Source organism: Dactylosporangium darangshiense (assembly GCF_039537565.1).
In the GTDB taxonomy this organism is placed as follows: domain Bacteria; phylum Actinomycetota; class Actinomycetes; order Mycobacteriales; family Micromonosporaceae; genus Dactylosporangium; species Dactylosporangium darangshiense.
This window is the reverse complement of record NZ_BAABAT010000075.1, coordinates 1-16560: the sequence shown is the minus strand read 5'-3', so window position 1 is coordinate 16560 and position 16560 is coordinate 1. Positions and strand designations below refer to the sequence as shown.

At 67.9% G+C, this 16560-nt stretch carries 16 protein-coding genes, 1 tRNA gene and 1 pseudogene; 7 read left to right on the top strand and 11 right to left on the bottom strand.

Translation table 11 applies throughout. The features are described from left to right. Positions 1-62: 62 nt before the first annotated feature. From ABD901_RS54710 to ABD901_RS54680, 7 genes are all read right to left on the bottom strand, one after another. Entirely contained in the window at positions 63-902 is an 840-nt protein-coding gene (locus tag ABD901_RS54710) for a phosphoribosyltransferase (protein WP_345143356.1), read from the bottom strand. A 512-nt stretch (positions 903-1414) separates the two neighbouring features. Beyond that, positions 1415-1807: a response regulator gene (locus ABD901_RS54705; RefSeq protein WP_345143353.1), complete on the bottom strand. Its 393-nt coding sequence runs from the start codon at positions 1805-1807 to the stop codon at positions 1415-1417. A 62-nt stretch (positions 1808-1869) separates the two neighbouring features. Continuing rightward, on the bottom strand, positions 1870-2067 hold the full coding sequence (locus ABD901_RS54700; protein WP_345143350.1) for a hypothetical protein: 198 nt from the start codon (positions 2065-2067) through the stop codon (positions 1870-1872). Positions 2068-2089: 22 nt separating this feature from the next. Next, positions 2090-3706: a glycoside hydrolase family 13 protein gene (locus ABD901_RS54695; RefSeq protein ID WP_345143347.1), complete on the bottom strand. Its 1617-nt coding sequence runs from the start codon at positions 3704-3706 to the stop codon at positions 2090-2092. Further along, positions 3703-4566: a carbohydrate ABC transporter permease gene (locus tag ABD901_RS54690; RefSeq protein ID WP_345143406.1), complete on the bottom strand. Its 864-nt coding sequence runs from the start codon at positions 4564-4566 to the stop codon at positions 3703-3705. The genes ABD901_RS54695 and ABD901_RS54690 overlap by 4 nt, the downstream gene beginning before the upstream one ends. Before the next feature lie 62 nt (positions 4567-4628). Continuing rightward, entirely contained in the window at positions 4629-5615 is a 987-nt protein-coding gene (locus ABD901_RS54685) for a carbohydrate ABC transporter permease (RefSeq protein WP_345143344.1), read from the bottom strand. Between the two features lie 68 nt (positions 5616-5683). Beyond that, complete coding sequence (locus ABD901_RS54680; protein ID WP_345143342.1) at positions 5684-7027, bottom strand: ABC transporter substrate-binding protein; 1344 nt, start codon at positions 7025-7027, stop codon at positions 5684-5686. Between the two features lie 205 nt (positions 7028-7232). Between ABD901_RS54680 and ABD901_RS54675 the strand changes: the two genes are divergently transcribed. From ABD901_RS54675 to ABD901_RS54665, 3 genes are all read left to right on the top strand, one after another. After that, positions 7233-8261 carry a LacI family DNA-binding transcriptional regulator gene (locus ABD901_RS54675; RefSeq protein WP_345143339.1) on the top strand — a complete coding sequence of 343 codons (1029 nt, stop codon included), beginning with the start codon at positions 7233-7235 and terminating at the stop codon, positions 8259-8261. A 63-nt stretch (positions 8262-8324) separates the two neighbouring features. Further along, positions 8325-8462 carry a hypothetical protein gene (locus ABD901_RS54670; protein ID WP_345143337.1) on the top strand — a complete coding sequence of 46 codons (138 nt, stop codon included), beginning with the start codon at positions 8325-8327 and terminating at the stop codon, positions 8460-8462. Between the two features lie 77 nt (positions 8463-8539). After that, positions 8540-8612 (top strand) — tRNA-Lys (locus ABD901_RS54665). Positions 8613-8798: 186 nt separating this feature from the next. Here the strand turns inward: ABD901_RS54665 and ABD901_RS54660 are convergent. After that, positions 8799-9329, bottom strand: a complete 531-nt coding sequence (locus ABD901_RS54660; RefSeq protein WP_345143334.1) for a DUF6933 domain-containing protein — start codon at positions 9327-9329, stop codon at positions 8799-8801. 100 nt (positions 9330-9429) lie between these two features. Here ABD901_RS54660 and ABD901_RS54655 point away from each other — a divergent pair, with 100 nt between their 5' ends. From ABD901_RS54655 to ABD901_RS54645, 3 genes are all read left to right on the top strand, one after another. Next, on the top strand, positions 9430-10719 hold the full coding sequence (locus ABD901_RS54655) for an ATP-binding protein (RefSeq protein ID WP_380138119.1): 1290 nt from the start codon (positions 9430-9432) through the stop codon (positions 10717-10719). Positions 10720-11489: 770 nt separating this feature from the next. Further along, positions 11490-11633 (top strand): hypothetical protein, encoded by a 144-nt coding sequence (locus tag ABD901_RS54650; RefSeq protein WP_345143331.1) that lies wholly within the window; start codon positions 11490-11492, stop codon positions 11631-11633. 164 nt (positions 11634-11797) lie between these two features. After that, on the top strand, positions 11798-13072 hold the full coding sequence (locus ABD901_RS54645; protein ID WP_345143328.1) for a hypothetical protein: 1275 nt from the start codon (positions 11798-11800) through the stop codon (positions 13070-13072). Positions 13073-13296: 224 nt separating this feature from the next. On the opposite strand, the pseudogene ABD901_RS59385 reads toward ABD901_RS54645, so the two are convergent. Together ABD901_RS59385 and ABD901_RS54640 are read right to left on the bottom strand one after the other, a co-directional pair. After that, positions 13297-14031: pseudogene (locus tag ABD901_RS59385) on the bottom strand (hypothetical protein); the annotation flags it as partial. Next, positions 13961-14260, bottom strand: a complete 300-nt coding sequence (locus tag ABD901_RS54640; RefSeq protein ID WP_345143325.1) for a helix-turn-helix domain-containing protein — start codon at positions 14258-14260, stop codon at positions 13961-13963. The pseudogene ABD901_RS59385 and the gene ABD901_RS54640, both read right to left, overlap by 71 nt. A gap of 1061 nt (positions 14261-15321) precedes the next feature. Here ABD901_RS54640 and ABD901_RS54635 point away from each other — a divergent pair. Continuing rightward, complete coding sequence (locus ABD901_RS54635) at positions 15322-15642, top strand: hypothetical protein (protein WP_345143322.1); 321 nt, start codon at positions 15322-15324, stop codon at positions 15640-15642. 737 nt (positions 15643-16379) lie between these two features. On the opposite strand, the gene ABD901_RS54630 is transcribed toward ABD901_RS54635, so the two are convergent. Then, positions 16380-16523, bottom strand: a complete 144-nt coding sequence (locus ABD901_RS54630; RefSeq protein WP_345143319.1) for a hypothetical protein — start codon at positions 16521-16523, stop codon at positions 16380-16382. Positions 16524-16560 lie beyond the last annotated feature (37 nt).

Sequence of the window (16560 nt, the reverse complement as noted above, 5' to 3'; positions counted from 1 at the left end):
TAAACACCGCGATCCCGGCACCTTGCGGGCGCCGGGATCGCGGTATTCGCAACCTGTTGTCATTACACCGGGGTCGGCACCTTTGCCGTGTCCCACATCTGCGTGCACATCTGCAGCACGTGGTTGTCGGTGAGCTGGGGGAAGTCGTTGTAGTACAGGCCCAGGGCGAAGAACTCGCGCGGGCTGTGGATGTCGATGACCTCGTCGACGTCGGCGGCGAGCAGGTCGACCGACTCGGCCGCGCACACGGGCGCGGCGAAGACCAGGTGCGCCGGCTTGCCGGCGCGCAGCGCACGGACCGCGGCTCGCGCGGTCACGCCGGTGGCAAGGCCGTCGTCGACGACGACCACCACCCGCCCGGCCACGTCCGGCGCCGGCCGGGTGCCGCGGTAGCGCTCCTGGCGGCGGCGCAGCTCGACACGCTCGCGCTGCACCGCCGGCGAGAGATCGCGGACGGTGAGCCCGACGGCGGCCACGGCGCTGAGGTCGAAGACGGCCGGGCCGTTCTCGGCGATGGCGCCCACCCCGTGGTCGGACTGCCAGGGCAGGCCGATCTTGCGGGAGATGACCAGGTCGAAGTCGGCCCCGATGGCCTCGGCGACGGTGACGCCGACCGGTACGCCGCCCCTGGGCAGCGCCAGCACCAGCGGCGGGCGTGCCGCACCCATCTGGGCCGAGCCCACCCCGGCAGCGGTCAACTGGGCGACGCTCATCTGTGCGGTGCTCATCGCGCCGGCGCTCATCACACCGGTGCTCATCGCGCCGGTACTCATCGCGGCGGCCTCGAGGCCCGTGGCCATGCCGTTCGGCTCGAGCTGGCGCAGGTGGCTGGCGACGGCGGTGCCGAGCATGCGTCCCGCGGCCGTACGGTCCGCGAACCGCTCGTGTTCAGGCGGCCACATGGGCGTCACCTTCCACCCGGCGGGCGTTGCGCCCGGCGTTGCACGCGATCCGCAAATCGATCCGCATCAAGCGGACACCCCCTTCGGTCGGCGCGGTGTTCCGGTGCGCCGGTTCAGCGCCCATCCCTGTCGCCGCGTCTGCCGCGGCCGCCGCGCACGACCGGAAGCCTACCCGTCGCTGACCTGCGAAAACTCGGACTTGGCTACTCTTCCGAGGGTGATTGGCGCCGGTGCGTGCCGCCCACTTCCTCGCTCTTCGCTTTGCGCTCGTGACTCCAAGTGACTTGCCGCATAACCGAAATGCCGGATATGTCCGTCACGGAGTGGCGGACATATCCGGGTTCGCTCTCGGTGTAGTAGACGCGCCCTACTTCTCGATGTGGTCGCGCCTTACTTCTCGATGTACGCGCCTTACTTCTCGATGTAGTGGACGAGCGGCTTTGTCCTTGGCACCGCGGAGGTGGCAGGGAGACGCGCCGGCGTCGACCGGTGTCTGGTGGGAACAACGGTCGTCAGTTGCACGAGCCCGAGTCATGGAATTGCTCGTGAGAAAGGCAGTCGATGGTCGCCAGGAGGCTGTTCAGCGGGCGGCCCCTTGTCATGTGCGGGTCGGCCAGAGAAAGGCCGTGCACCGACGTGGCGTGCGGGGCGTTCGCGCTGTAGAACACCACCGGAATGTGCGCGGTGGCGCTGTTGTGGCGTAGGAGGTCCAGCAGTTCGTCGCCGTCCGCGCGGGACAGGTGCAGGTCCAGCACCGCCACGTCGAAATGCTGGTGGTCCGCCGCCGCCGTCAGGGCCTCCTGCGGTGTCGCGGCGGAGATCACGTGATGGCCGCCGATCTGCAGGCGGATCGCCGTCGTCTCACGGATCTCCGCGTCGTCGTCGATGAGCAGGACTCGCGCCATGACCACATGGTTCCCTTCCCGTGGGGGTGCAATCCCCCCATCGGTAGGGCGGCGGCGAAAAATCAGGCCCGCGGGCGGCGCCGGCGCATGACGATCACCGCGATCACGACGGCGATGATCACCACCACCAGGCAGCAGCAGCCGCCGATGAAGCTGCTGCTGCCGTAGCGGCGGCGCCGTTCGAGCTCGAGCCCGGTATCCAGGGCGTCCAGGGTCGCCGGGCTCAGGTAGCTGTACACCAACGCGATGAGTGCGCTCATCCCTCGACGGTAACCGGGGCTGTCACGCCCGCAGCCAGGCCGTGGTGTCCGGCGGCAGGGTGCCGTCCGCGGCGAGGTCGCCGCTGGCGAGCAGGACCTCGCCCGGCGGGAGCGGTGCGGGGACCTTGCCGAAGTTGGTGATCACCCGGACCGGGCCGTTGTGGAAGTCGACCGCGTCGGTGGCCTCGTTCCAGGCGACGCTGCCGCGGCCGAGCCCGTGCGTGCGCCGCAGGCGCAGCGCCTCCGTGTACATCGACAGGGTCGAGCCGGGCACGCCGCGCTCGCTGTCGGCGGCGAAGCGGTCCCAGTCCACCGGCTGCGGCAGCCAGGACTTGCCGCCGGGGCCGAAGCCGTACCCCGGTGCGCCGGCCTCCCACGGGATCGGCACCCGGCAGCCGTCGCGGCCGCGCACCTCGTGCTGGGAACGGAACCAGGTCGGGTCCTGGCGCACGGTGTCCGGCAGCGTGGTGTGCTCGGGCAGGCCGAGCTCCTCGCCCTGGTACAGGTACGCCGAGCCGGGCAGCGACAGCATCAGCAGCGTGGCCGCTCGGGCGCGGCGCAGGCCCAGGGCCTCGTCCGGCTGCGGGTCGTCCTCGCCGATGCCGCCCTGGGTGGAGTAGCCGGGCTCGAAGCCGAGCCGGCTCGCGTGCCGGACCACGTCGTGGTTGGACAGCACCCAGGTGCAGATGGCGCCGACCGGCTCGACGCCGGCCAGGCTGGACTCGATCGCCTCGCGCTGGTCGGCGGCGGTCCACGGTGCCATCAGGTAGTTGAAGTTGAACGCCTGGTTCATCTCGTCCGGGCGCACGTACCGCGCGAGCCGCTCCGCCGGTGCCACCCACGCCTCGCCGACCATCATCCGGTCGCCGGGGTAGCTGTCGAGGATGCGCCGCCACGAGCGGTACACGTCGTGGACGCCGTCCTGGTCCCACATCGGCGGGGTGCGGTGCTCGGCGCCGGGGCTGGTGATCGGCACCTGGGCCGCGGTCCAGTCCGGCAGGCCGCTCTCCTTGATCAGCCCGTGCGCCACGTCGACGCGGAAGCCGTCGACGCCGCGGTCGAGCCAGAAGCGCAGCACGTCCTCGAACATGTCCCGCACCTCGGCCAGGTCCCAGTTGAGGTCGGGCTGGCTGGTGTCGAACAGGTGCAGGTACCACTCGCCGTCGGGCACGCGCGTCCAGGCCGGGCCGCCGAAGACGCTCTGCCAGCCGTTGGGCGGCAGCTCGCCGTCGACGCCGAGGCCCTTGCGGAAGTGGTACCGGTCGCGGGCGTGGCTGCCCGACTCGGCGGCCAGCGCCTCCTGGAACCACACGTGGTCGCTGGAGGTGTGGTTGGGCACGAGGTCGACGACGACCCGCAGGCCGCGCTCCTTGGCGGCGGCCACGAGGGCGTCGAAGTCCGCCAGCGTGCCGAAGCGCGGGTCGACGTCGCGGTAGTCCGCGACGTCGTAGCCCGCGTCGTGCTGTGGAGACGCGTAGAACGGCGACATCCACAGGGCGTCGACGCCCAGCTCGACCAGGTGGTCGAGGCGCGACGCGATGCCGCGCAGGTCACCCATCCCGTCGCCGTCCGCGTCGGCGAACGAGCGCGGGTAGACCTGATAGATCACGGCATCGCGCCACCAGAGCAGCTGACTCACCCCTTGACTCCACCGGCCAGCAGGCCGCGTACGAAATAGCGTTGCAGCGAAAGGAATACGATCAGCGGGATGATCATCGACACGAACGCGCCGGAGGTCAGCCGCTGCCAGTCGTTGCCCCGGGTGCCGGCGAGCTCGGCGAGCCGCACGGTCAGCGGGCGGCTGCCCGGGCCCGAGGTGAAGACCAGCGCGATGAGCAGGTCGTTCCAGATCCACAGGAACTGGAAGATCGTGAACGACGCCAGGGCCGGCGTGATCAGCGGGATCACGATGCGCCGGAACGTCATCGCGGGGCCCGCGCCGTCGACCCGCGCCGCCTCGAAGAGCTCCTTGGGCAACTCCGCCATGAAGTTGTGCAGGAGGAACACCCCCAGCGGCAGCCCGAAGCAGGTGTGCGCGAACCAGACGGCAAAGAAGCCGCCGCCCCACTCGGTGTAGTGGTTGAGCATCTTCAGCAGTGGGATCAGCGCCATCTGCAGTGGCACGATCTGCAGCGCGAAGACCCCGATGAAGATCCAGTCGCGGCCGCGGAAGTTCAGCTGCGACAGCGCGTAGGCCGCCATCGCCGCCAGCGACACCGAGAACAGCACGGCCGGCACGGTGATGACCAGCGAGTTGATGAAGTAGCTGGCCAGCCGGCCGGAGGAGGCGCTGGTGCCGAAGACGACCTCGTTGTAGTTGTCCAGCGTCATCGTCGGGTGCTTGAAGAACGTCCACCAGCCGGTGGTCTTGATGTCGTTCTCCGGGCGCAGCGAGGACACGAACAGGCCGAACGTCGGGATCGTCCAGATGAGCGCGATGATGATCGAGATGATGCTGGCCGTGCGGGTCGCGAGCTTGCGCCGGACCCGGCTCGCCATGCTGCCCGTCTCCGGGCGGGTGACCGGACCGGCCTCGGGCGCGTCGGTGCTGACGGTGCTGCTCATCGGATCTCCGTTCGGTGCCGCAGTTGCCGGGCCTGGTACACGACGACCGGGATGACCAGGACGAAGAGCAGCACGGCGAGCGCGGAACCCTTGCCGTCGTCGTAGGAGCGGAACGCCTGCGTGTACATCTCGAAGGCGAGCACGCTGCTCTTGAACTGGCCGCCGGTGGAGGTCCGGACAATGTCGAAGACCTTCAGCGTGGCGATGGTGATGGTCACGGTCACGACCACAACCGCGGGCCGGATGCTCGGCATCGTCACCCGCCAGAACATCTGCCACGGGTTGGCGCCGTCCAGGCGCGCCGCCTCGACGATCTCGGCGGGGATCGCCTTGATGGCGGCGGAGAGGATGACCATGGCGAAGCCGGCCTGGATCCAGACGAGCATCACGATCATGTAGAAGGTGTTGCCCGGCGAGGTGCTCAGGAACTGCTGCGGCTTGCCGCCCAGCCAGATCAGGATCTGGTTGAGCAGGCCGATCTGCTCCTGGTCCGCCTCGCGGTAGGCGTAGATGAACTTCCAGATGATCGACGCGCCGACGAGGGAGATGGCCATCGGCAAGAAGATGAGCGACTTCGCGATGCCCTCGCCGCGGGCCTTGTCCACCAGGACCGCGTAGAGCAGGCCGAAGCCGGTCGACAGCAGCGGCACGCACACCACCCAGAACAGGGTGTTGCGCAGCATCAGCAGCGTGTCGTCGTTGGTGAAGATCCACGTGTAGTTTTCGACGCCGATGAACGACGAGCCGTCGGCGTTGAAGAACGACAGGTACACGGTGCGGATCAGGGGGTAGAGCAGGCCCAGGCACAGCAGCACGAGCGCCGGGCCGAGGAAGCCCATGGCCTGCAGCCGCTCCTTGTGCTTGCCCCATCGGGGCAGGATGTCGAGCACGAACAGCAGCGCGCCGACCACCACGACGAAGCCGGCCATGAACATGAGCGCCGGCCAGATCTTGGCGACGTCTTCGGAGAAGTCGTAATCCATGGGGGTGTCCTCCGACCAGCCGGGTCCGGCGCCGTGGTGCGTGGCGCCGGACCCGGACCTCAGCTCATTTACTTGGGCCAGGTGCTTTCGATGTAGTCCAGCGTCGCCTTGGTGTCCTTGGTGCCGTTGATCCAGTCGGTCATGCCGGTCCAGAAGGACTTCGAGCCGACCTGGGCGGGCATGAGGTCCGAGGCGTCGAACCGGGCCACGGTGGCCGGGTCCTGCAGGATCTGCACCGACAGCTTGTCGATCGTGCCGGCCACGGCGCTGACGTCAAGGCTCTTGTTGGCCGAGATCCAGTCGCCGAGCTTGGCCTTGCTGTTGGCCCACTCGCCGGAGGCGAGGTAGGTCTGCACCTTGACGACCTCGTCGCGGTCGGCGAACGCCGAGACGAACTCGCCGCCGACCTCGACCGGCTTGCCCTTGGACGGGTCGATGGCCGGGAAGTAGAACGCGTAGACGTCACCATCCGGGCCGACGTTCGTGCCCTTCGGCCACTGGTTGGAGTAGAAGTTGGCCTGGCGGTGCATGCCGCACTTCTTGTCCTTGACCGGCAGGCCACCCTCCTGGAACGAGGTGGTCACGATGGTCTTGGGGTTGCCGACGTACTTCGGGTTCTTGAGGATCGACGCGACGCGCTCGGCGGCCGAGAAGATCTTCGGGTCGTTGAACGGGATGGTGTGCGCGACCCACTGGTCGTACACGTCCGGGCCCTGGTCGCGCAGGACGACGTCCTCGATCCAGTCGGTGGCCGGCCAGCCGGTGGCGTCACCGGACTCGATGCCCGCGCACCACGCCTGGATGCCGCTCGCCGCGATGGTGTCGGAGAGCTTGATCATCTCGTCCCAGGTGGTCGGGACCTTCCAGCCCTTCTCCTTGAACAGGCCCGGGGAGTACCACACCAGCGACTTGACGTTGGCGCCCATCGGCACGCCGTAGACCTTGCCGTCAACCGTGGCGTACTTGGCCCAGTCCTTCGACCAGTTCTTGTCGAGGTTGGCCTTCACCGGCGCCGGCAGTTCCTTGAGCTTGTTCGACTTGGCGAACGTCGCGAGCAGGCCGGGCTGCGGGAAGACCGCGATGTCCGGCGGCTGGCCGCCGTCGGAGCGGACCTTGATCTGGGTCTCGAACTCGCCGGAGCCCTCGTAGTCGATCTTGATATTGGTGCAGTCCTCGAACTGCTTCCACGACTGCTCGAGCTTGTCGGCCTCGGCGTCGCGGATCGTGGCGTAGATCGAAACGTGCTTCGTCTTGTCGACCTTGTACTGCGCGTAAGGCGCGCACTCGGGCTTGTCGGCGTTGCTGGAGCCGGAGCCGCTGTCGTTGCCGCTGCCGCAGGCGGATGCGGCGAGGGCCAACGCGGCCACACCGGCGAGCGTAAACGCCCGACGCCGCCTCGAGAGGACGGCCATGGTTAGCCTCCTTTGGCTAAACCCGGTCCGCCGGCGAAGCCTTCGCCCGCGTACCCGGTGTGCTGGGGTGGGTGTGCCTGTGTTCCTCGGATGTAAGCGTTTGCAAGGTCGGTTTGTCGAGCCCTTCGGCCGCTTTCATCGATAACGAGTTAGCAACGTGCCGGACATATTGCCGTCCGTCCCCGCGTTGCCTAGCCTTCCGCGTGTGGCTGACGTTCCACCGCCCGTCAGCATGGAGGACGTTGCCCGGCTTGCGGGGGTTTCGACCGCAACCGTGTCCCGGACGCTCCGCGGGCTGCCCAACGTCTCCGACGAGACGCGCGACCGCGTGCTGCAGGCCGCGGCGTCGCTGTCGTATGTCGTCTCGCCGATCGCATCGCGCCTGGCCAGCGGACGGACCCACACCGTCGGCGTCATCGTGCCGTACGCTTCCCGCTGGTTCTTCGGCCAGATCGTGGCCGGCGCCGAGTCGGTGCTGCGCGAGCACTCGCTGGACCTGCTGCTGTACAACCTCGCCGACATCCCGGCACGCCAGCGCTTCTTCGGCGCCCTCCCCCTGCGCCGGCGCGTCGACGCCGTCCTCACCGTCGCCATGCAGTTCACCGACGCGGAGATCGCCGACATGATGTCCCTCGGCGTCCCGATCGTCGCAGTCGGGCACAATGTCCCCGGTGCCGGTTGTGTCCGGATCGACGACATGGCCGCCGCCGCCACCGCCGTGCAGCATCTGCTGGCCCTGGGCCACCGCCGGATCGGCATGATCTCGACGTTCAACGACCAGAGCATGTTCCTGCCGGTCGCACACGCAAGGCGGCGCGCGTACGTCGAGACGCTCGCCGTCGCCGGGATCCCGATCGCCGAGGAGCTGGTCATGTCGGTACCGCACGGCATGGACGGCGGCGAGCAGGCCATGCGCCGCCTGCTCGCCCTCCCGGACCCGCCGACCGCTGTGTTCGCCGAATCGGACGAACTCGCCTTCGGCGCGCTCAGCGCCCTGCGCCGCACCGGACGTCACGTATCGGTCATCGGCTTCGACGACCACGAACTGAGCGCACTGCTCGACCTGACCACCGTCCGCCAGCGCGTTTTCGAGCAGGGCGTCCTGGCCGCCGGCATGCTGCGCCGCGCGATGACGACGGGCGACTGGACCCCGGAGGAGCTGCTCATGCCGACCACCCTGGTACTGCGCGCCTCCACCTGGCCGGTCGCGGTTAGGACCGCCGGCGCCGGGTAGGTCGCCGAACGCCAGTTTGGAAACACGATCCGGTACCCACGGGGGTGTGCCATGACAGCCGAGATGCCGAATTCGCCCGTGACCTGGGACCAGCCCGACGACGAGCTGGACGAGCTCGCCGGCCCGGACTCGGACCTCCTCGAGGAGGACCCGGACCAGGCCTCACAGACAGACTTCTTCTGGGAGGACGACGAGGAGTAACGCGGGCCACTTCTGGACGGGGGTATCTCATTTTTGCGGCCCTGATGGGCCGTGCTAGGGTTACCTCCGTTCAGCCAGCGCCGCTAGCTCAACTGGCAGAGCAGCAGACTCTTAATCTGCGGGTTGTAGGTTCAAGTCCTACGCGGCGTACTCCTCCTCAAGGCCCCTGACCTGGGATTTCTCCCTGGGCAGGGGCTTTTTCGCGTCAACGGCCATCCGGATGGGTGATCGGTGGGTGCTCGTCCGGGATCCCCCACCCCGGTCCGCGGGCGGCCCGAACGGTCCGCCGGCGTCCAGGTAAGGGTGGTGTTGATCACGCCCGCGCGGGGCGTCGCCTCAGCGCGGGATCGCGTGCACGAGAGCGGTGAACGCACGGTCAGGACTGATGTGGGTGCGGTGCAGCGGGCTGCAGGGTGTGCTCGCGAGCCGTGCCGCCAGCTCGTCGAGGTTCGATTGCATGTCCCGGTCGCGGTAGGCGTCGGCGAGGTGGTTGAACTCGTTCATGATCCCGACGACGCTGCGGTTGGCGGTAGTGCCGATCCGGTGCGTAAGCATCTGTTCGAGCTCGGCAGCGATGATCGCGTCCGAGGCGCCGTGGGTGGCCATTGCCGCGGCGATGTGGTCGGCAGCCCGGGACAGTGCGGTGGCGGCCGGCGCCAGCGGGAGCAGCACCGGCAGCAGCGTCGCCTCGTTGACCAGGAGCAGGACGTCCGGCCGCCAGCCGAACCTGGTCGCGTACCACTCGCCGAGCACCGTCGTGGACCGCTCGTCGCCGCGTAGGTCCGGCGGACCGATCCGGTCGCGAAGCTTCTTCGTCGCCCGCACGATCAACACCACGCCATCGTCCCGGATGAGACGCAGCCTCATGAGCGAGACAGACCGAAGCATCGGCGCCGGCCCCCGACTATCTGCCCGGAGGAGGAGCGTCCAGACGCCCACGAACATGGCGACCAAATGTCCACGGATCGTGCGACCAATCGTCCATAATACTGGCATGGCGCACGACCGCGAACTGATCCCCCGGCACGTCGAGCCCCTGGTCGCCGAGGCACTGACCGACACCCGCGTGGTAGCCGTCAACGGCGCCCGGCAGGTAGGCAAGAGCACGCTCGCCACGGCACTGACGTCAAGGGCGCGCAACCCGGTCATTCGGCTGCTTGACGACCCCGCGATGCTGCGCGCCGCCCGCGAGGCACCGACCGACTTCGTCGAACATGACGGCCTGATGGTCATCGACGAGATCCAGCTTGCCCCTGAACTGTTCCGGGCCATCAAGCTCGTCGTCGACGCCGACCCGGCGCCCGGACAGTTCCTGCTGACCGGATCCGCCCGCATCCTCGCCCTGCGTGACCTGCCCGACGCCCTGCCCGGGCGCATGGAAACCGTCGAACTCTGGCCGTTCTCCCAAGGAGAGATCGACGGTACGCCCGACCGGTTCGTCGACGCCGCTTTCGCATACGGCCCGGATCTGTCCCACACCTCGACGCTGCGCCGCCGCGACTACCTGGAGCGGGTCGTGCGCGGCGGCTACCCGGAGGCGGTACGCCGTACGCCACGCCGGCGGGCGGCGTTCTTCGAGTCATACCTGACGACGCTGATCGAGCGGGACGTGACCGAACTGGCCGCCATCGAACGCCGTGGTGAGCTGCGCCGCCTGCTGGCCCTGCTCGCCGGTCGCTCCGGCGGTCTGCTGGTCGCCGCGTCACTCGCCACCCAGTCCGGCATCCCCCGCACCACACTCAACCGGTACCTCGAACTGCTCGCCGCAGTCTTCCTCATCAAGCAGATCCCCGCCTGGTCCGGCAACCACACCCACCGCGCCATAGGCACACCCAAACTGGCGTACATCGACAGCGGCCTCGCCAGCCACCTGCTCGGCCAGGACGCCGGACGACTCGCCGAACCCGACGGCGCCGCCGGTCAGCTGATGGAGAACTTCGTCCTCATGGAACTGGCCCGCCAGCTCACCTGGAACGACGAGCGAGTACGCCTGTACCACTACCGCACCAAGGACGGCGTGGAGGTCGACGCCGTTCTCGAAGCCGCCGACGGCCGGATCGTCGGTATCGAGGTCAAGGCCGCATCCAATGTGCGCGGCGGGGACCTCGCCGGGCTGCGACACCTCGCCGACCGAGTCGGTGACCGCTTCGTCGCCGGCTACATCCTCTACACCGGCCAGCAGACACTCCCCTACGGCGAAAAGATCCGCGCCCTTCCCATCGAGGCACTGTGGTCGACGACCACCAATCAAGACTGACACCCCTCGATACGGCCGTGGCGTATCAGCGCCGGGCCCGCTCGGCGCTGGTTCGCTGCAGCTCCTGCAGCGCGCTACTCAAGCAACTCGCCCCGAGACCATCCTGATGGGCACGGGTCGACCGCACGCCGCCGCCGGGTGTCACCCCACTGAGTGACCGCCAGAGTGCGTTCCTGCGGCCCCTGACCCCAACCGCACTCGACCGATTCCGGCCCATCCACCGCGGCTCGGCCCGCACGATGCCCATCCTGAAGCGAGCGGAGGGGTACCCGGCTGCGGGTGCGAGTGCGGGCAGGTCACAGGGCCAGATCCCCAGACATTGAGCTGTAGCCGTGCCAAACGCGAATCGGCCACAGCTGAGCACGTGAGCCAGGGGAGTCTCGGTGTGGTGGAGCGCGTCCCGGACGTCGGCCGGTCCACGCGCTCATGAGTGCGAGTCGATCAGGTGTGGCAGGTGTGTGTCGGCAGGCTCGCCAGGTGTTCACGCGAAGCCCGGCGTGGACGGCAGCGGTGGCCCGCGGGTCGGTGCTCTCGGTGCCGTGCGGCGTCTGGGCCAGGCGCCGCAGGCTCGGGCTCGGTTGGGTGTGCGCGCTACTTGGTCGGTTCAGCTTGCGCGGTGGGTGCGGCGGTGAGGTCGTCCCAGTGGTCGCCGGTCCAGATCTGCCACCGGCCGCCGTCGTTGTGGACGCGCTCGGCGGTGGCCACGGCCGGGGTTGTCGGCGTACGAGTTCAACGCGTACAGCCAGGTACAGCTGAAGGTGCACAGCGTCGTGCAGATGGACGATGGGACGAGCGAAGGCCTGTCCTGTCGACGCTTCAACGCCCCGGAGCTCAACCCCACCGAGACCGTCTGGTCCAGCCTCAAACGCTCGATGGCCAACCTCGCCCCCGGCAGCATCAAAGACCTCGCGTGAGCGCCTATGGTGCTGTTCTGTCTCGCATCACCCGGGGGGCCCGGCGCTCCACCTGCCACGACATCCTCCGATCCAAAATTATCGAGACGAGTGGACCATGGTTGGGCCGGAGACGCCGACGGTAGCGTGAGGCCGATCCGTGCCCATCCCCCGAGGAGTAGACGTTGGACTACGAGATCCAGCTGATCAGTGACGGCGATGGCCTGGCGGTCATCGGGCATCCGGCAGCTGTCGATCGTTTCCTAACCACCGAGGGACTGCCGTCGAAGGACCTCGGGCTGAAACGGCTCACTTCCGCCCTCGGTACTGGATCCACGATCGCCAAGGCCGGTTCCGAGATCGCCGAGCACTCCGGTCGCTGGGTCCAGCTGACCGCGGAGTCGGCCCGGGCCATGAACAAGTACGGCCTGATGAAAGGTTCGGAGGACGGTCTCGGCCGTGCCGTTATAACCCACCACGGCAAGATCACCGGCCTGCTCGAAATCGTGAAGCAGACCCCCACCGCGATGCTGACCAACCCGGCGGTCCTGACCGGGGCCGCCGGCCTCATGGCGCAACTCGCGATGAAACAGACCATGGACGAGATCACCGAGTATCTCGCCGTGATCGACGCGAAGGTCGACGCCGTGCTCCGCGCCCAGACCGACGCCGTGGTGGCGGACATGATCGGAGTGGAGCTGGTCATCGACGAGGCTCTGACGATCCGGGATCAGGTGGGCCGGGTCTCCGAGGTCACCTGGTCGAAGGTGCAGGCCACGCCGGTGTCGCTGGCCCGGACCCAGGCGTACGCGTTGCGTCAGCTCGACGCCATCGCCGAGAGACTGGAGACCCAGACCAACGTCGGTGACCTGGCCAAAACGTCCAAGGAAGCCGAGATCAAGGTTCAGGAGTGGCTGGCCGTTCTGGCCCGCTGCTTCCAACTGCAGGACGCGGTCGCCGTGCTCGAACTCGATCGGGTGCTGGACGCGTCCCCAGAAGAGCTTGAAGAGCACCGCGTGGCCATCCGCATCGCCCGGCGGAACCGCCTCGACCTCATCTCGCGCACCACCGAGCGCCTGCTGGCCCGGATGGACGCGGCCGCCGGCACGGCCAACGCGAAGGTGTTGCTGAACCCGACCACCTCCCGCGCCGTGGTGTATTCGACCAACCACGTCGCGATCACCGTCGTCGAGTTCAACGGACGGCTCGGCATCGAGGCCGATCGTCAGTCGAGGGACGCCCGGCGATGGCTGGATGCGGCCGTGGAGGTGCGGGACAAGGTCCTGGAAACCGGAACCGATGTGACGGGCAAGGTCCTAGAGACCGGGGCGGAGGGGGTAGGTGTCGCCAGCCGTTTCGGTATCGGGGCCTTCGGCCGGGCCAAATCGATGATGGGCAAGGTTACCGGCGAGATCACCGACCGGGCGCAGCGCCAACTCGGAAGCAAAGAGGAATCCTGATCGAAACTACCCGTACGCCTCGATCGAGAGCGGGTGATTGGCCGAGAATGTTCTCGGTCGTGGCCAGGGCCCCGGCAAGTTTGACATTTGTCCTGATTGGTCCGTGTCGGTACGTTGCCCGTCCAGGTCACCGGCGTGTGGCACCGTGCGGAACACCTGCGCGGCGTGGGGAAAGTCAACGCCGGCGGCGGCCTCCAGTGGTGGATGGTGCCGTGGCAGTGGGCGCAGGTGATCAGGGTCTTCCGTCGGCTGTCTCGCATGGCTTGCACCCGTGGTGGTGCGGCCGTGGGGCTGTATCGGTTGAGGTCGGCGAGTCGTTTGACGTGGTGGACGGTGATCCCGTCGGGTGAGTCGCAGAGCTCGCAGATCCCGGTGGTGAGTCGGGGGGTGAGGCGGATACCCCGCCGTGTCGGCCACGCTCTGTCGAGGAGACGGGCGTGTTTGCGGCGGCGTAGCGGGATTCCTCCGAACCTGGCGGTGGATACCGTGCCGGATGGGTTGCGTTGGGTCGCTTCGAAACATCGCCGTTCCCGTGGGGGTTGCGACGGTGGCTCGGTAGCGGTCGCGCATCCCACGGTGGTCGGCGGTGTCAGGCTGCCAGGGTCGACATCATCGATCGTTCCAACGTTGCGGAGCTTGTTGAGCCAGTTGATGTTCCCGGCCAACTGGTAGAACTGGACATAGCCTCGATATTTTGCGCCGGAGACGGCGACGATGTTGTGGTCGCTGGTGCGGATCAGGTCGTTGCGGATTAGCTCCTCATGCCCCTGTCGGGGTCGCCGCGGAGGCGGGAAAATGGCCCCACGCTCGGCCGGGTCGACGTCGTCCTCTCCTTGATGCCGTGGATCTCGTGGATTAGCTTGACGCGTCCTCGATAAGGAAACCTGATCACGAGGTCTGTTGTCGTGCCCAGCTGCGCTGCTTCGTGACCTCGTTCTCCAGCACGGCCAGCGGTACATCGAGGCAGTTCGCCATGGCGGCGAGGACCCATCCGCTCGGCAGCCGGACGCCACGCTCGTACCGGGACAGTTCATGACGGGTGAATGTGGCGCGGCCCGATGCCGCGCACAGACGGTCGGCGAGGACACGCTGGCTCAGCTTGAGCTCCCGCCTGCGCTGGGCGATCAACTGCCCGAACCGCACGCCGTCCGAGTACTGCAGCGGCGCTTGACGGACTGGTGCGGCCATCGGACCAGGCTCCTCGCGGGCGGCGAACTGGGACGTGGACGTCGATCCACGCTCCACTTCGCCAAGGAGTCAAGTCACCCACGTCGATGGACAGGCGGCCCACCGCGGGAACGGCGCGCGTGACTGCGTCGCAACACAAACGATCATCGAGCGGCCAGTCGAAGTCTTCCGAAGTCGCCGACGGCGAGTGACGGGCGAAAGTTGGCACACTTTATCGGCGTGGACGTTCGGCACTGTTGACGGACGCCCATGGACGTTCCAGCACGGATCGACCTCGTTCCGGACGGTCCACTGAGGACGGTCCGGGTGTCTCCGTCGAAATGGTCCGGCAGAAGCACTTGACTTGCCGGTTCGAGCGCGGCGTACTGGACGTACGTTCCCCGTGCGGCGTCTCGCGCCGGGCCATATAGGTCGATGGGTGAGCGCTCCCGTTGGGGGCGCTCGTTGTCGTTGTGGCCCGGTGTTCATCCGACCTGCCGACCGGGCGCCGGTACGACTGACAGGAGGACCGCCATGAAGGATCTTCTCCCGGCGGACTGAGCCAGCGCCCCGTCCCGTCACCCGCATCGACGAGGACCGGCAGGATGCTCTGTGATCGCCGCAGGCCCGATCCTCCCGCTGGTGGCGTTGGTCAGGGGCGACTGTCAGCCGAGGCCGCGTCGAACCGGGCCGCCACCGGACTTCCTGCCCCGGGCGCTGGCCGATGGCACCTACGTGGCCGCCCCGAGCCACACGTGGTCGGCACCGACCTCGAGCACGTCTGGGCAGGCATTGACACCCATCGCCGCGGCGTCTCCGCCGGCAAGCTTGCCGTCCGCCCTCGTAACGCCCTGGCCAACGTTGTAGCCGCCGGCCCGGCACGTTCGGGGAGCAGCACACGGTCGGCGGCGACCAGCCGGCACGCTCGGACGGCGGCATGTGCGCGCACATGGTCAAGGTCCAGTGGTTGCACGATCTCAACTTCCCGGTCGCCGCCTGCCGGGTCCAACCCCGACCGGCGACCTTGCCGTCGCTGGTTACCTTGGGCGTCGGCGAACCCATGGGAGATCGCGGGGGATCACGTGGATCTCGATGCACCTGCAGGCAGTGAGCTCGCGATGGAGCTGGTCACGACACCGACGGCCGGGCGATGGGCGCTCGCGCGCAAGGTGGTCGAGGCGTTCCTCCTCGCCGCTGATGGCAGTCCCAACGCCGACGTGACCAGCCCGACCGTCCGGGGCTACCTCGTCGTCACTCGCCGCGACACCGGTCAGACGCTGCTGCGTACGCCCGCGTGGACGGATGGCACCCTGGCGGATCAGGTTCGGTATCAGTTGGACGTGCTGACCGTCCGCGAGTTCCTGCAACGGTGGAAGATCGACCCGAACGGCGCACCTGCCTGAAGCGCTGCCGATCGTCAGGTGTGCGGAAGACTGCGGTTTCGACCGATCCGATCCTGCTCGGCGTCTTGGCCGGGTGCCCTCTCATCGGCAGAAGCGGAAGCCTTGAGCACCAGCGTTGCGGACGGCCGGCGTCACGGTCCGTATCCGGCATGCTCAAGGCCCGTGTAACCCATCAACTGAAGTCACCGTGTAGCGGATCAAGCGGAGTACGACAATGCCTGGTGAGGTGCCGTGTGATGATTTTCTGTACGGGATCAAGTCGCCGCTGACGCGGCGCACCGCGGCGCCCCGGGGTCGCTCCGCGACCCGCGCTTACGCCTGGCGGCGACGCGCGGGCAAGCCCCGGCGCCCGCACCGGAGTCAGCGACGCAGGATCAACCCACAGACACGACAAAGCCCCGATCCGCCGGCGGAACCGAGGACCAGGGCGTGAACGTCGATCGGTGAAACAACTCAAGGTCTGAGCCGAACTTGCGGTGCGGTGACACCCTCCCCGCCGCCATCTTCTCTGACGTGATGGCCCACCTTGTCAAGGTCGTTCGTCCAGTAGGGCGCTCCACCTTGACAAGCTGGGCCATCACAAGAACCTGGCACCGGTGAGGCCGCCACCGCTGTGAGTGGTCACCGCCGAAAAGACTGAGCGCCCGCGCGCAGCGTTCCGACGCAGGGCTCAGCCTGACACGTACGTGTCAACGCGTAACTACCCCCAGCGAGCGCGACGCCACTTGGCGAGCGACCTACGCTGCTTCGCTGTTCGTGTCGCGAATCGAGATAGCCACCGTCTGGTCGGCGGCCTTGGAGAAGCCCATCGTCAGCGCAGGTAGTCCAAGCCTGATCGCAGTCGAGAATCCCAAAGCCACTCCCCGGACCAGCGCCACCACGCCCTAATGCATCGGCCACTCTCGGGTATTTGGTCGC

Excerpts from the sequence above, each read along its gene's own strand:
- ABD901_RS54690 (WP_345143406.1), bottom strand. The coding sequence starts at position 4,566 with ATGGCGAGCCGGGTCCGGCGCAAGCTCGCGACCCGCACGGCCAGCATC.
- ABD901_RS54670 (WP_345143337.1), top strand. The coding sequence starts at position 8,325 with ATGCCGAATTCGCCCGTGACCTGGGACCAGCCCGACGACGAGCTGGAC.
- ABD901_RS54705 (WP_345143353.1), bottom strand. The coding sequence starts at position 1,807 with ATGGCGCGAGTCCTGCTCATCGACGACGACGCGGAGATCCGTGAGACG.
- ABD901_RS54680 (WP_345143342.1), bottom strand. The coding sequence starts at position 7,027 with ATGGCCGTCCTCTCGAGGCGGCGTCGGGCGTTTACGCTCGCCGGTGTG.
- ABD901_RS54700 (WP_345143350.1), bottom strand. The coding sequence starts at position 2,067 with ATGAGCGCACTCATCGCGTTGGTGTACAGCTACCTGAGCCCGGCGACC.
- ABD901_RS54710 (WP_345143356.1), bottom strand. The coding sequence starts at position 902 with ATGTGGCCGCCTGAACACGAGCGGTTCGCGGACCGTACGGCCGCGGGA.
- ABD901_RS54640 (WP_345143325.1), bottom strand. The coding sequence starts at position 14,260 with ATGGCCGCACCAGTCCGTCAAGCGCCGCTGCAGTACTCGGACGGCGTG.
- ABD901_RS54660 (WP_345143334.1), bottom strand. The coding sequence starts at position 9,329 with ATGAGGCTGCGTCTCATCCGGGACGATGGCGTGGTGTTGATCGTGCGG.
- ABD901_RS54685 (WP_345143344.1), bottom strand. The coding sequence starts at position 5,615 with ATGGATTACGACTTCTCCGAAGACGTCGCCAAGATCTGGCCGGCGCTC.